At 58.6% G+C, this 13083-nt stretch carries 11 protein-coding genes; 3 read left to right on the forward strand and 8 right to left on the reverse strand.

The features are described 5' to 3' along the window. The first annotated feature begins 103 nt into the window (after positions 1-103). The 3 genes from LDZ28_RS18025 (at position 104) to LDZ28_RS18035 (ending at position 5093) form a co-directional block, all read left to right on the forward strand. Positions 104-1402 (forward strand): hypothetical protein, encoded by a 1299-nt coding sequence (locus LDZ28_RS18025; protein WP_244828343.1) that lies wholly within the window; start codon positions 104-106, stop codon positions 1400-1402. A 174-nt stretch (positions 1403-1576) separates the two neighbouring features. Next, on the forward strand, positions 1577-3982 hold the full coding sequence (locus tag LDZ28_RS18030; protein ID WP_244828345.1) for a phosphoketolase: 2406 nt from the start codon (positions 1577-1579) through the stop codon (positions 3980-3982). Positions 3983-3986: 4 nt separating this feature from the next. Continuing rightward, complete coding sequence (locus tag LDZ28_RS18035; RefSeq protein ID WP_244828347.1) at positions 3987-5093, forward strand: acetate/propionate family kinase; 1107 nt, start codon at positions 3987-3989, stop codon at positions 5091-5093. Positions 5094-5429: 336 nt separating this feature from the next. Here the strand turns inward: LDZ28_RS18035 and LDZ28_RS18040 are convergent, their stop codons facing one another. The 8 genes from LDZ28_RS18040 to LDZ28_RS18075 all read right to left on the reverse strand — a co-directional run bounded on the left by LDZ28_RS18040 (position 5430) and on the right by LDZ28_RS18075 (position 13075). Continuing rightward, entirely contained in the window at positions 5430-6758 is a 1329-nt protein-coding gene (locus tag LDZ28_RS18040; protein WP_244828349.1) for an MFS transporter, read from the reverse strand. Positions 6759-6833: 75 nt separating this feature from the next. Next, positions 6834-7766, reverse strand: coding sequence for a hydroxymethylglutaryl-CoA lyase (locus LDZ28_RS18045; protein ID WP_244828352.1), 933 nt, complete (start codon positions 7764-7766; stop codon positions 6834-6836). Further along, on the reverse strand, positions 7763-8956 hold the full coding sequence (locus tag LDZ28_RS18050) for a CaiB/BaiF CoA-transferase family protein (protein WP_244828353.1): 1194 nt from the start codon (positions 8954-8956) through the stop codon (positions 7763-7765). The genes LDZ28_RS18045 and LDZ28_RS18050 overlap by 4 nt, the downstream gene beginning before the upstream one ends. Positions 8957-9062: 106 nt before the next feature. After that, a complete protein-coding gene (locus tag LDZ28_RS18055) occupies positions 9063-9980 on the reverse strand; it encodes a LysR family transcriptional regulator (protein ID WP_244828354.1) in 918 nt (305 codons plus the stop codon). A gap of 11 nt (positions 9981-9991) precedes the next feature. Then, positions 9992-10378 (reverse strand): PaaI family thioesterase, encoded by a 387-nt coding sequence (locus LDZ28_RS18060; protein WP_244828355.1) that lies wholly within the window; start codon positions 10376-10378, stop codon positions 9992-9994. A 170-nt stretch (positions 10379-10548) separates the two neighbouring features. Next, complete coding sequence (locus LDZ28_RS18065) at positions 10549-11097, reverse strand: hypothetical protein (RefSeq protein WP_244828356.1); 549 nt, start codon at positions 11095-11097, stop codon at positions 10549-10551. A gap of 349 nt (positions 11098-11446) precedes the next feature. Then, the gene (locus LDZ28_RS18070) at positions 11447-11647 is read right to left on the reverse strand and encodes a hypothetical protein (protein WP_244828357.1); all 201 of its coding nucleotides are present in this window, start codon (positions 11645-11647) and stop codon (positions 11447-11449) included. 255 nt (positions 11648-11902) lie between these two features. Next, the gene (locus LDZ28_RS18075; RefSeq protein ID WP_244828358.1) at positions 11903-13075 is read right to left on the reverse strand and encodes an FAD-binding oxidoreductase; all 1173 of its coding nucleotides are present in this window, start codon (positions 13073-13075) and stop codon (positions 11903-11905) included. Positions 13076-13083: the final 8 nt, after the last annotated feature.

The following is a 13083-nucleotide window of genomic DNA, read 5'->3' on the forward strand; positions in this document are numbered from 1 at the left end:
TTTGAAACTGCGTTTATCAGGCTTTTTCGGACGAATCCCATGCGAGAAAGGTAGGCTGTCACTGATCCTTACGGCTCCGCGTTTCTGGCCATTTCTACGTCTTATGATCGTCATCAGCCTGCTTTTCGACCATGCGCCTGCCGCGCTTGCCAATCATCGGCGTTATGCGCGCGGGCATGGTTATCGGCACATCGAAATCGATATGTCCGAAATCAGCGGCTGCAGCGACGAAACACGCTGGATCATCAAATACGAAACGCTGCTGCATCAGCTCGGCTTGGCGAATGATGACGAACTCGTCTTGCTGTTGAACGAGAATGCCGCGATTCTCAGGCCGCTCGCTTTGCCGGAACTCATGCAGGGCCGCGACTGGCTTCTAACCTGCATCGAGTCCGATCTGCCGCAACTCGACATGCAAATTTGGCGCAAGACCGAGCACGTCATGCGTGAGTTGTTCGAGATAGTCACGCGATGCCGCAATGGCGTCGTGCTTCCGAAGGAAGAAGCACTCCTCTTGCAGGCATTTGCGTATTGTCCGTCGCGGTACCGCGTTGGTGATGTCATGGCTGTCGTGCCCGCCTCCACCAACGTCGAGAGCGTCTGGGCGCACTGGTCCGCTTTCTCGGTCAAGATTTGTGACCAGAAGCATCATCGGCGATTCCGCAATGCGCTCCTCGAACATATCAACGACTGCCAGACGCGCGGCCTGCCACTGCTTTCGCTAAACGACACCGGCATTACCGATACATCCGCCGTCAGTATTCGACAGCCGAATCGGTCCGTCGCGATAGTGACGCTATACACGCCGAACATTGCGATTTACGGCCGTATTGCCGAAGCCAATTTCACGCGATACTGCGAACGCCACGGCTATACACTTTACGTGCACCGCGAAATTCCCGCGCATCTGAACGACGGTAAAACTTCGGGCAATTGGCTCAAGGCGGCCTTACTGCGCGAAACCCTCCCGAATCACGAATGGATTTTCTGGGTCGACGCCGACGTGCTCATCAAGGACATGAACCGGCCGCTCGAATCCATCATGCACGACAAGGAAGCGGTGTTTGCACGCGATATCGGCTATTGGCGCTTCAATTCCGGCATCATGGGACTCAAGCGCACCCAACGTAATTACGATTCGCTTCATCGCATACTCGAAGCGTGCAATTGCATCGACGACAAATCCACTGTCTACGCAAATAAGGGCGATCAATATTATTTCAACGCCGAATTTTCCGCGCGCCCCGACTTCGACGCAACGCAGGTAGCCAGTCTTATCGACTTCAACACACCCTGGATTTATCAGCGGCCGACGAGCTTCATGGTGCATTACATCGGCATATGGGAAACCCATAAAGCGCTGCTGATGGACTACGATCTCAGGCAATCCGCCCGCGATTAACCTGCCTCTGCATGCTTGCGGACATCATCTGGCGAACCCAAGTATGATGTTCGCGGCATCGCGTCACACTCCCGCACGGCGCTGCAACTAAAGCGCAACAATAAAGCTCGAACATGGCAAGTACACGCGCCAGGCCGTATCCCGACGCTCGATTTCTCACTTCACCGCAAGGAGATGCAATTGAACGACGACGTCCAAGGCAGGACAGCAACCGAGACGCCTCTTTCCACCGACCTCCTGCGTAAGCTCGACGCATATTGGCGAGCCTGCAATTATCTTTCGGTCGGCATGATTTATTTGCGCGCGAATCCCTTGCTGCGCGAACCCCTCAAGCCCGAACACATCAAACGGCGTTTGCTCGGCCACTGGGGCTCGGACCCGGGGCAATCGTTCGTATGGGTGCATTTAAACCGTCTCATCAAGCGCGACGATCTCAACGTCATGTTCGTCTCGGGCCCTGGACACGGCGCGCCCGCCACGCTTTCCAACTCTTACCTCGAAGGCCATTACTCGGAAATCTATGCCGATCGCAGCGCCGATGAACACGGCATGCAGCGGCTTTTTCGCGCCTTCTCTTCGCCGGGCGGCATCGGCTCGCATTGCACGCCAGAAACACCAGGATCGATTCACGAAGGCGGCGAGCTCGGCTATAGCTTGTCGCATTCGTTCGGTGCAGCCTTCGACAATCCCGATCTGATCGTCGCCACGATGGTCGGCGACGGCGAAGCCGAAACCGGACCGCTCGCCACGTCCTGGCATTCGAACAAGTTCCTCAATCCGATAACCGACGGCGCCGTGCTGCCGGTCTTGCATCTGAACGGCTACAAGATCGCCAATCCGACCATCCTTGCGCGCATTCCACATGAGGAGCTCGAAGCGCTCTTCAAGGGCTACGGCTACACGCCCTATTTCGTCGAGGGCGACGACCCCGACACCATGCATCAGAAGATGGCGGCGACGCTGGAACATTGCATTGGCGAGATTCGCGCAATTCAAGAGCGTGCGCGCGCGAGCAAGGAAAAGGTGGAGCGTCCGCGCTGGCCGATGATCGTGCTGCGTTCGCCGAAAGGCTGGACCGGTCCGAAAGAAGTGGATGGTCACAAGGTCGAAAATTTCTGGCGCTCGCATCAGGTGCCAGTGGCCGATCCGGCGACCAATCGCAAAAATCTGCAGGTACTCGAAACCTGGATGCGCAGTTACAAGCCCGAGGAGTTGTTCGACGAGAACGGCCGGCTGATCGAGCCGCTGCGCGAACTCGCGCCGGAAGGCGCGCGCCGCATCAGCGCGAATCCGCATGCAAACGGCGGCGTGTTGCGGCAATCGCTCGATCTACCCGACATTCGTGATTTTGCATTCGAATTCAAAAGCGCGGCCGGGACGTATCAGTCGCCAACGGCCGTGCTCGCCATTTATCTGCGCGAAGTGATCCGTCGCAACATGACGCGCTTCCGTCTATTCGGTCCGGACGAAACCGCGAGCAATAAACTCGACGGCGTATATGAAGTTTCGGGCAAGCGCTGGCTTGCGGAAACGCTGCCCGAAGATGCAGACGGCGGCTTCCTTTCCGTCGATGGCCGCGTGATGGAGATGCTCTCCGAACACACGCTCGAAGGCTGGTTCGAAGGCTATGTGTTGACCGGTCGCCACGGTCTCTTCGCGACCTACGAAGCCTTCGTGCACGTGATCGACTCCATGTTCAATCAGCACGCAAAGTGGCTCGAAAAAGCAAAGAATGAAATTGCGTGGCGCGCGCCGGTGCCATCGATCAATTTGTTGATCACGTCGCTCGTATGGCGGCAGGACCATAACGGCTTCACGCATCAGGATCCTGGCTTTCTCGATGTCGTCACGAACAAGAGCCCTGGTGTCGTGCGCATTTATCTGCCGCCCGACGCGAATTGCCTGTTGAGCGTCGCGGATCATTGTCTGCGCTCGCACGATTACGTGAACGTGATCGTCGCGGACAAGCAGCCGCATCTGCAGTATCTGAACATGGAAGATGCCATCGTGCATTGCGCGAAGGGCATTGGCATCTGGGATTGGGCATCGACGGATAAGGGCCACGAGCCCGACGTGGTGATTGCCAGCGCGGGCGATATCGCGACCATGGAAGCGCTCGCCGCCGTCGAGATTTTGAAGGCGCAATGCCCCGATCTGAAAATACGCTTCGTCAATGTCGTCGATCTTTTCAGGCTGATGCCGGATACGGACCATCCGCATGGTCTTTCCGATCGCGACTTCGACTCCATTTTCACGCGTGATAAACCGGTCATCTTCAACTTCCATTCCTATGCGTCGCTCGTGCACAAACTCACGTACAACCGCACGAATCACGACAATCTGCACGTGCATGGTTACTGCGAGCGTGGCAACATCAACACGCCGTTCGAGCTTGCGATCATCAATGGCGTCGATCGCTTTTCGCTTGCCATCGACGTGATCGACCGCGTGGATCGAATTTCCGATACCGCCGCGCATACGAAGGAGTGGCTCAAGAATCAGATCATCGAGAGCGTGCAGTATGCCCATGCGGAAGGTATCGACCGCGACGAGATCCGCGAGTGGACATGGAAGGACTGACACCATGACACAGGGCATTCTTGTGTTGAACAGCGGCTCGTCTTCGCTCAAGTTCGGCGTGTTCATGGCGAACGACGGCGATGAAGAGGCGTGGCTCACGGGCAGCGCGAAGGGCATCGGCCGCGACAACGGTTCCTTGACGATGCGTTCTTCCGACAAGCAGATCGATGTCGCGCAGGACCATCTGATGGAGTCGCAGCACGACGCGTTGCAGCGTGTCGCCGATGCCCTGCGCGAGCATATGCGCGAACCGCTTGCAGCGGTCGGGCATCGCGTGGTGCATGGCGGGCCGGATGTGCGGGAGCATCGCGAGATTACTTCCGCGCTCAAGGACACGTTGCGCGACGCCGTGCCGTTTGCGCCGCTGCATCTACCGCAATCGCTTGCCCTCATCGACGAAGCGCAGGGCATCTTCACTGGCATACCGCATTTTGCATGCTTCGATACGGTATTCCATCGCACGATGCCGGAGCGCGCGACGCGTTATGCGTTACCGCGAGAGTTTGCCGAGCGTGGTGTCATGCGTTATGGATTCCACGGGCTGTCGTATGAATCCATCGTCAACGCGCTTGGCCCGAAGCTGAAGCCGCGCACGGTCATCGCGCATCTTGGCAGCGGCGCAAGCCTGTGCGCGTTGCAGAATGGCCATTCAATCGATACGTCGATGGGGATGACGCCCACCGGCGGCATTCCGATGGCGACGCGCAGCGGCGACCTCGATCCCGGTGTGCTGATTCATCTCTTGCGCCAGCAATCGCTCGACGCGGATGCGCTGGAGACGCTCGTGAATCGGCAAAGCGGTCTTAAGGCGTTATCGGAATCGGACGACGATATGCAAACGCTGATCGAACGCCGCGATCACGGCGATGCGAACGCAATGCTTGCCATCGACGTATTTTGCACGGCGATACGGAAGACTATCGGCGGGTATGCGGCTTTGCTCGGCGGGCTGGATGAGATCGTGTTCAGCGGAGGAATTGGCGAGCATAGCGAGGCGGTTCGTGCGCAGGTTCTCGATGGGCTTTCGTTTCTTGGGGCTTCGCATCGGGTTGTGGAGACCGAGGAGGAACGGCAGATTGCACGGCATTGTCGGCGGTTGCTTGATGCGTGACTGGTTGCATTTTGCATGCAGTGTGCCGTCGGATGGTCGGCGGCATTTTGCATGCAGAATGCAGCCGACAAGACGTAGATCTTCACGTTGCGTGCACTCGTACAAGCAACGCAACGCAACGCAACGCGCTAACCACGATCCGATTGCACGCCGAGTTTCTTTGACTTTTGCATGCAAAAGGCTGCGCAACGTGAAAGCACCAAGCGTGAAAAACGGCCACGTGTCGACAAATCCCGTTCTGCATTCAACGTACCGAATACAGCATGCAATAGGCAAAGCGCCCGGTGAACAACCATCGCCGGGCGCTTCTTCAACCTTCCTCGGACCACCTCGGTCCTATTTCTCCGAATGATCCCTTTGCCGCAACGACTGCGGCAGCCCATACAAGAGCAGCAGCGCGCAAATCAGGCTCATCGCACCGATGGCATACAGCGCAGGCGTCGTGCTGCCGGTGACATCACGAATACGTCCGACCATCACCGGGCTCACGATGCCTCCAAGCTGTCCAAGCGTATTGATAAGCGCGATCCCGCCCGCCGCGCCTGCTCCCGTCAATAGCTTGGGCGGCAACGCCCAGAACGCCGGAATCGATGCAATCACGCCCGCACCCATCACACCGAGCGCGGCGATCAACAACGCCGTCTGCTTATCGAACACGCCGGCGGCGAAGAAGCCTGCAGCCGCCATCAGAAGCAATACACAGACGAACTTGCGCCGCTCGCCGGAGCGATCCGACATGCGCCCTACCACGACCATGCAGATCGCCCCGCAGATATAAGGCACCGCCGTCAACAGACCGATGATCGTCGGATTCTCCGTCCCGGCGGCGCGAATCAAATGCGGCGCCCAGAAGTTGAGACCGTACGATCCGACTTGAATCAGAAAGTAGATCAGTCCGAGCATCAGAAAACCGGGTGTCTTGATCGCGCCGAAGAGCGAGTGCCCGGAGTCCGTGTGCTGGCTCTGCGTCGCAATTTGGCTTTTCAGGTAAGTCTTCTCGGCGCCCGTGAGCCACGCGGCATCGTCGATACGATCTTTCAGCACCTTCAGAACGAGGATGCCAAGCAGCACGCAAGGCAGGCCGCCAAGCAGAAAGAGCCAATGCCATCCGGCGATACCGAACACGCCGTTCATATGCCCCAGCACGAGCCCGGACAACGGGGCGCCAAACAAACCCGAGAACGCCGATGCAAGAAACAGCAGCGACGTGATACGTCCGCGATAGCTCGCCGGAAACCACAGCGTCAGGTAGTAAAGCACGCCTGGCGCAAAGCCCGCTTCCATCGCGCCGATGATGAAGCGCAAGCCATAGAACTGCCACTCGGTCTGCACGAAAACCATCAGCGCCGTTGCGATACCCCATGAAATCATGATGCGCGCTATCCATCGACGCGCACCGACTTTGTAGAGCAGCAAGTTGCTCGGCACTTCGAAAAGCACATAGCCGATCACGAAGAGACTCGCGCCGAGACCGTAGGCGGTATCGGAGAAACCCAACGTGCTTTGCAGTTGAAACTTCGCGAAGCTGATATTGATGCGGTCGAAGAACGCGAACAGATAACACAGCATGATGAGCGGCATGAGCCGCCATGCCACCTTGCGGATGATGTCCGCGGTATTGCCTAGCGCTTGCTCACGCGGCGCACCTACGCTCAAGTCACTCATGTTTGTCTCCTTGCTCGAAGCAAAGTGGCCGGATTGTTTTGTGATATCCGGTCGTATGGTTTGTCGTCGATGATTTCAGATTGCACGCACGTAATCGGGAACCGGATGCAGGTCGCAGTTGCGTCCTGCCTTCGCGACTTGTCCCGGCACGTCATGGCCGACGAGCGCAGGCAAAGTGCGTGACAACGTGATGAGCTTCTGCAAATCGACGCCTGTGGGTATGCCCATCTCGTCGCACATGTTCACGAGGTCTTCGCTACAGATGTTTCCCGATGCACCCGGCGCGAATGGACAACCACCCAGGCCGCCGAGCGCGGCATCGAACCGGCGTGCGCCTGCGTTGTATGCGGCGAGTACGTTGGCAAGGCCTAGCCCTCGCGTATTATGAAAATGCAACGTCAACGCAGCGGCCGGCACTTGCTCCAGCACGCGCGTAACGAGCCGCGCGACCTGTCGCGGATTCGCCATGCCCGTCGTATCGGCAAGCGTGATGCCATCGATACCCAACTCGCGATATGCCCGCACGATCGACACCACGCGGTCTTCATCGATATGCCCTTCGAACGGACAGCCGAACGCGGTGGCAACCGTTGCATTGAGCATGGCCTTCGTACCTTGCGCGAGCGCGACGATATCCCCGAAGCCCTCGAGCGATGCCTCGCAACTCATGCGCATGTTGGCGCGATTGTGCGTCTGGCTTGCAGACATCACGAGGTTCAGTTCGTCGGCGTTCGCATCGAGCGCACGCTGCGCGCCCTTCACGTTCGGCACCAGCGCGACATAGATCACGCCTTCTTGACGCTCGATGCCCTTGAACACGGCCTCGCCATCACGCAACGCAGGAATGGCTTTCGGCGATACAAACGAGCCCGCTTCGATGCGCGTGAAGCCGCACGCCGAGAGACCATCGATCAATGCAATCTTGTCGGCAGTCTCGACCCATTTCGATTCGATCTGCAAGCCGTCGCGCGGCGCGACTTCCTGAACGAGCAAACGATCATCGTTCATTGAACCGCTCCTTCGGCACGAAGCCTTTGCACTTCGCTTGCATCGAAGCCGAGCGATTCCAGCACCGATTGCGTATGTTCGCCAAGCGTCGGTCCTTGCCAGCGCACTTCGCCTGGCGTATCCGACAGTTTCGGCACGATTCCCGGCATCTTCACCGATGCACCGCCCGGCAAGTCGGCCTGCAGCAACATATCGCGCGCCTGGTAATGCGCGTCGTCGATGATGTCCGCAACGGAATAGATGCGTCCCGCAGGGACTTCCGCAACGGCGAGTGTGTCGAGCACATCCTCCATTGCATGATGCGTGGTCCACGCCGCGATGGCTTCGTCGAGCATCGCACTCTGCCGCACACGACCATCGTTGTGCGCGAGCGCGGGATCGTCGGCGAGATCGGGGCGGTCTATCACGTTCATCAGACGCTTGTAGATCGGGTCGCTGTTGCCTGCGATCACGACGAAGCCGCCGTCCTCGGTCCGATAGGTGTTCGATGGCGCGATTCCCGGCAGCGCGCCGCCGCTGCGCTCGCGTACATGCCCGAGCAAATCGTATTCGGGTACGAGGCTCTCCATCAGGTTGAAAACACTTTCCACGAGCGAGACATCGACCACCTGACCGTCGCCTTGTCCGGTCTTGACGCGCAACAGGGACATCAACGCGCCGATCACGCCATGCAGCGACGCCAGTGAGTCGCCAAGACTGACACCGACGCGCGCGGGCAGGCCATCGGCATCGCCGGTTGTATACCGAATGCCACCCATCGCTTCGCCGATTGCGCCGAAGCCCGGCCGGTCACGGTACGGGCCCGTCTGACCGTAGCCGGAAATGCGTACCATCGTGAGCTTGGGGTTGATTGCATGCAAAACGTCCCAGCCAAGGCCAAGCTTTTCGAGCGCGCCCGGCCGCATATTTTCGATGACGACGTCCGCATCCGCCGCAAGACGCTTGATGACGTCCGCGCCTTCCGGCGACTTGAGATTCACGCACACGGATTTCTTGTTGCGCGACTGCAGATACCACCAGAGTGACGTGCCTTCATGGAGCTTGCGCCATTTGCGCAAGGGATCGCCGCCGTTGGGGGTTTCTATCTTGATGACTTCGGCGCCGAATTCGGCCAGCATGCGCGCCGCGAAAGGCGCCGCGATGAGGGTACCGATCTCGATGACGCGAATGCCCTTGAGGGGTCCGCTCATGGTGCTTGTCTCCATTTATGATTTGCTTGAGACAAGCTTATTGGCGAACGCTCGACCGCGTCCAACCGCATTTTGGCAAGCATCGTTCGCGGATGACGAACGCTCGCTATGTGCCCGCTTCCACCGATCGCAAATGATCGAACAAAAGACGGCTCACTGGCGACAACGCGCCCGTATCGCGCACGACGATCACGAGGCTGCGCGCGGCCCACTCCTCGTCGAGCGCGACGGCAGCGAGTCCAAGCTGTCGCCCCATCGCCTCGAATACGCGATGCGGCAACACGCCCACGCCCATGCCCGCCTGAACCATGCGGCAAACGGCGTCGAAGCCCGGCACATGAATGCGCAGCCGCAACGCCTTGCCAGCTTGCCGCGCGGCCAGATGCGTGCGCATGTTGATGGAACTGGCCGAATGCAGGCCAATATGGTCGAAGTCGAGCGTATCGGCGAAAGTGACGTGCTCACGTTGGCTCAGCGGATGATCGCCCGGCGTCACGATCACGAGACGGTCATGGCGGTAATGCGTGGATTGAAGTCCGCGCGTGTCGGCATCGCCCGAGCAAATGCCGAGATCGACGAGACTATCCAGCACGCCTTCCACGATGCCGCCGCTCGGCCGCTCCTCCAGATCGATCTTGATCTGATCGTGCACGGTGATGAACGCGCGCAAATCTTCCGGAAGGAATTCGACGATGGCGGAAAGATTCGCCATCATCCGCACATAACCGCGCACGCCGCTCGCATGTTCCGCCAATTCGATGCCGATATTCTCGACATCGCGCAACACGCGGCGCGCATGGTGTAGAAGCGTTTCGCCCGCAGGCGTGAGCTCCATTCCACGCGCCTTGCGCTCGAACAACACGGCGCCGACCGCTTGCTCGAGTTCCAGCAACCGCTTGCTCGCCGCCGATACCGCGATGGCTTCACGTTCCGCCGCGCGTGTGAGCGTGCCTTCCTCGAAAACCGCGAGAAAGAGTTGCAGCGTGGTGAGGTCGAGGCGCCGGAGCAGGTTTCGAGAGGTCATGGCATGGTGCTTCAGCGCGCGTACTTGAACGTGCCTTGCGCGCTTGCGATCATCACGCGCTCGTCTATCCACGCTTCGCCGCGCGCAAAGTAAACCGAGCGTCCCTGTCGCTCAAGGAATCCTTTGGCGACCACCTTGTCGCCAATACCTCGATCCAGATAGTTGACCGTGAGCGAAAGCGTGAACCCGTGGATGGGCGTGGAACCGCTCGTGAAAAGACCCGCGTAACCGCAGGCGGCGTCGAGCAAGGTAGCGATCGCGCCGCCCTGAAGAATGCGTTGACGGTTCAAATGCCCCGCGTGAATTGGCATATTGAATTCTGCATACCCGGCGCGCCATGCCGTAAGGTTCGCGCCAAGCGCTTCGAGAAACGGATTGTCCAGATCCAGGTTCGCCACGTTTGCGGATCTCCTTGCATCGTCGATGCTTGCGGGTGCTGCGCGGGTTTGGAATATTGCATTCGATTGTGCCATCGAGGCGCGCAACGTGCCGCCACGTTGGGTTTCTCGCGCACATCAAAAAACCCGCGCGAGGCGGGTTCTGAGGAGGTTGTTCAAGTCTTAAGCCTTCATTTGGTCGGCGCAACTGCACGCAAAGCGTCGATCCGGCTGACGAGCTTGAGATACCACGCGAGCATGGCGAAAGTAGCGAGCTTTGCCAAAGACTCGACGCTCGATAAGAACGCCAGCCATGGCGCGTGAATGAATTCGGCGGGCAAGTCAGGTACGATGGCCAGCACGCTCGTCAAGCATACAAAGAGCAGCAGATAGCGCGCCGACTTGCGTCCGGCAAGCGCAAAGGCTGCGATAGCGCCGAGCATCGCCTTCGAAAAGATGACGCCGGCAATCTCCTCCGTGCTGCTGTTGGCGTCGATTTCCCAAGGCGCCTCGAATATCGACCATGCAACGACTACACACGCCGACGCTGCAACCGCACGGCGCAGACGATTCGCGTCCGCCACGAGATCTTGAAGCGAGCGCTTGCCTGACGGCGGTTCGAACGGTGGCGTGACAGGCAGCTCGAACGCGACCGGCGGCAAGTCGGCGGGTCTATCGCGCATGCGCGGGGCGGGCGGCGACATCAGTTCCAGTGGGCCGGGATCGTCACCGCCGCTCATGACACGCTCGCAAAACATGCGGTTGCCGAGCGGTCAAATCTTGCCGCTCCCCGATATCTTTCATTGGAATTCTCCATTCACAAGCGTCAGCGTAGGCGATCAAAAAAACTCGCTCCACGTTCTCACGCGACGCCACATTGCCAAAATGCGTCAACCGCGATTTTTTTAGCTTGCAATGGAAATAATTTTCCAGCGCCGATTGATGCGCGTGAATCGTGGAAGCTTAATGACCTGAAGCGATCATAAGCAAAATCCTTTTCTCGCGTGAATGGCTTTTTCTATCGGGCAGAGTTGCGCTACACGTGCCGTAAAGCGTGTCGCACGCGCAACGAATCGGAAAAGAAAATGATCAGTTATACCCGCGAATCACGCAGGATTTTTGTTCCTCTTCGGTTTTCTCGCCTGCAAAACGACCGCAGATTTCCGCAACATACTGTGGTGCGCCGCTGACCTGGCTGGACTTGTGACACACCGGGGCAGTTGTTGCCGACGCGGTGTCGGCTTCGTCTTCCAGCCATTGTGCGAGCCGGGCGCTCATATAGGCTTCCATGTCTTGTCTCCGTACTAAAAACGCAAGTTGCGTCTGACGGTTTAAGCATGCGCTTATCGGCGTCTATTGGCCCTAGTGGATTTCATTAATGGACGAACGGCATTTTTGTGACTTGCTCGAAAAAATTGTTATTTACCGCGTGCCCATGTCGTTGACAGCAATCTGCTAATTTCTCTGACGGCCATATTAGCGCCTGCTTTTGCAGACGGTAATGCAGCCATGCTGGTTTATGCAAGTCGACTGCATATAGCTTTTTCAAACCACGTTTTTTTCAATGATCGGCCGGCCGGTCAACACGCGCGCCCAATCGAGCGAAGATAAATCCAGCGTGATGTATTTTCCATGCAAGATAAGTTCGCTCAAGCCCCGTCCCGTTGCGGGTCCTTGTTGCAAGCCGTGTCCGCTAAACCCATTGGCAAAAAGGCAATTCTCGATGTGCGGGTGGGCCCCGATGATCGCATTCTGGTCAAACACGTTGTATTCATAATACCCAGACCAGCATCGTTCCACGCGCAGCGCTTCGAATCCCGGAACGCGGTGCGCAAGCGTCGGCCAAATGACATCGTCAAAAAGCGCGTGATCGACTTCATCGAGCGGCAGGTCGTCCGGATCGTTGTCCGCCGAAGGCGATGTGCCGCAGATAAACGTGCGTCCCTCAGGGCGAAAGTAGACGCCACTCGGATCAATCAACAACGGACAGCCTTCGAGCACCGCAGGCGACGATACGTTGAAAATGCTGCGCCGCCGCGCATACACCGGAATATCGATGTCGAGCATTGCCGCAATCCGGCGCGACCAAGCGCCCGCCGCGTTGACGACGACATCGCATGCGAACGCTTCGCCGTTCGAGGCAAGCACGCGCTTCGCCTGGCCGCCTTGGCATTCAATATCCGTCACTTCGGCCGCCACGTAACGCGCGCCCAGGGCCTGAGCCTTGCGTCGTAGCGCCTGGACGAGACCATAGCCGTCGAACCAGCCTTCGCCGGTCTCGCCGAACGCACCCGCCGCAAGGTCTTTTGTATTCAACCAAGGGAAGCGCGCGCGCAGGGAAGCGGGATCGAGCAAGGTGATATCCGCGCCGAGTTCGCATTGCAGCGCATGGTTCTCTTGCAGCGTGGACAGGCCCGGCGGCGTCGCTAGAAAGAGATAGCCGCCTTCGTGCAGATCGACCGAAGGCCGTTCGCCGTTCACTTCGAGGCGCTCGCCAATCGACCGCAAGAACTCGATACCGAACAACGACATACGCACGGAAAGCGGCGTCGAGAATTGCTGTCTGATCGACGCCGCAGACAACGCCGACGACGAGCGCGCGTAAGTCGGATCGCGCTCGATCACCGTGACTTGCACGCCTGGATCCATCAAGCGAAGAAAGTACGCGGTCGAACTGCCGATCACGCCGCCGCCAACGATCACAACCTTAGACACCACGCCGCCTC

Origin of the sequence: Caballeronia sp. TF1N1 (assembly GCF_022878925.1) — a bacterium.
Lineage (GTDB): Bacteria > Pseudomonadota > Gammaproteobacteria > Burkholderiales > Burkholderiaceae > Caballeronia.

Excerpts from the sequence above, each read along its gene's own strand:
- LDZ28_RS18025 (WP_244828343.1), top strand. The coding sequence starts at position 104 with ATGATCGTCATCAGCCTGCTTTTCGACCATGCGCCTGCCGCGCTTGCC.
- LDZ28_RS18030 (WP_244828345.1), top strand. The coding sequence starts at position 1,577 with ATGCAATTGAACGACGACGTCCAAGGCAGGACAGCAACCGAGACGCCT.
- LDZ28_RS18035 (WP_244828347.1), top strand. The coding sequence starts at position 3,987 with ATGACACAGGGCATTCTTGTGTTGAACAGCGGCTCGTCTTCGCTCAAG.
- LDZ28_RS18040 (WP_244828349.1), bottom strand. The coding sequence starts at position 6,758 with ATGAGTGACTTGAGCGTAGGTGCGCCGCGTGAGCAAGCGCTAGGCAAT.
- LDZ28_RS18045 (WP_244828352.1), bottom strand. The coding sequence starts at position 7,766 with ATGAACGATGATCGTTTGCTCGTTCAGGAAGTCGCGCCGCGCGACGGC.
- LDZ28_RS18050 (WP_244828353.1), bottom strand. The coding sequence starts at position 8,956 with ATGAGCGGACCCCTCAAGGGCATTCGCGTCATCGAGATCGGTACCCTC.
- LDZ28_RS18055 (WP_244828354.1), bottom strand. The coding sequence starts at position 9,980 with ATGACCTCTCGAAACCTGCTCCGGCGCCTCGACCTCACCACGCTGCAA.
- LDZ28_RS18065 (WP_244828356.1), bottom strand. The coding sequence starts at position 11,097 with ATGAGCGGCGGTGACGATCCCGGCCCACTGGAACTGATGTCGCCGCCC.
- LDZ28_RS18070 (WP_244828357.1), bottom strand. The coding sequence starts at position 11,647 with ATGGAAGCCTATATGAGCGCCCGGCTCGCACAATGGCTGGAAGACGAA.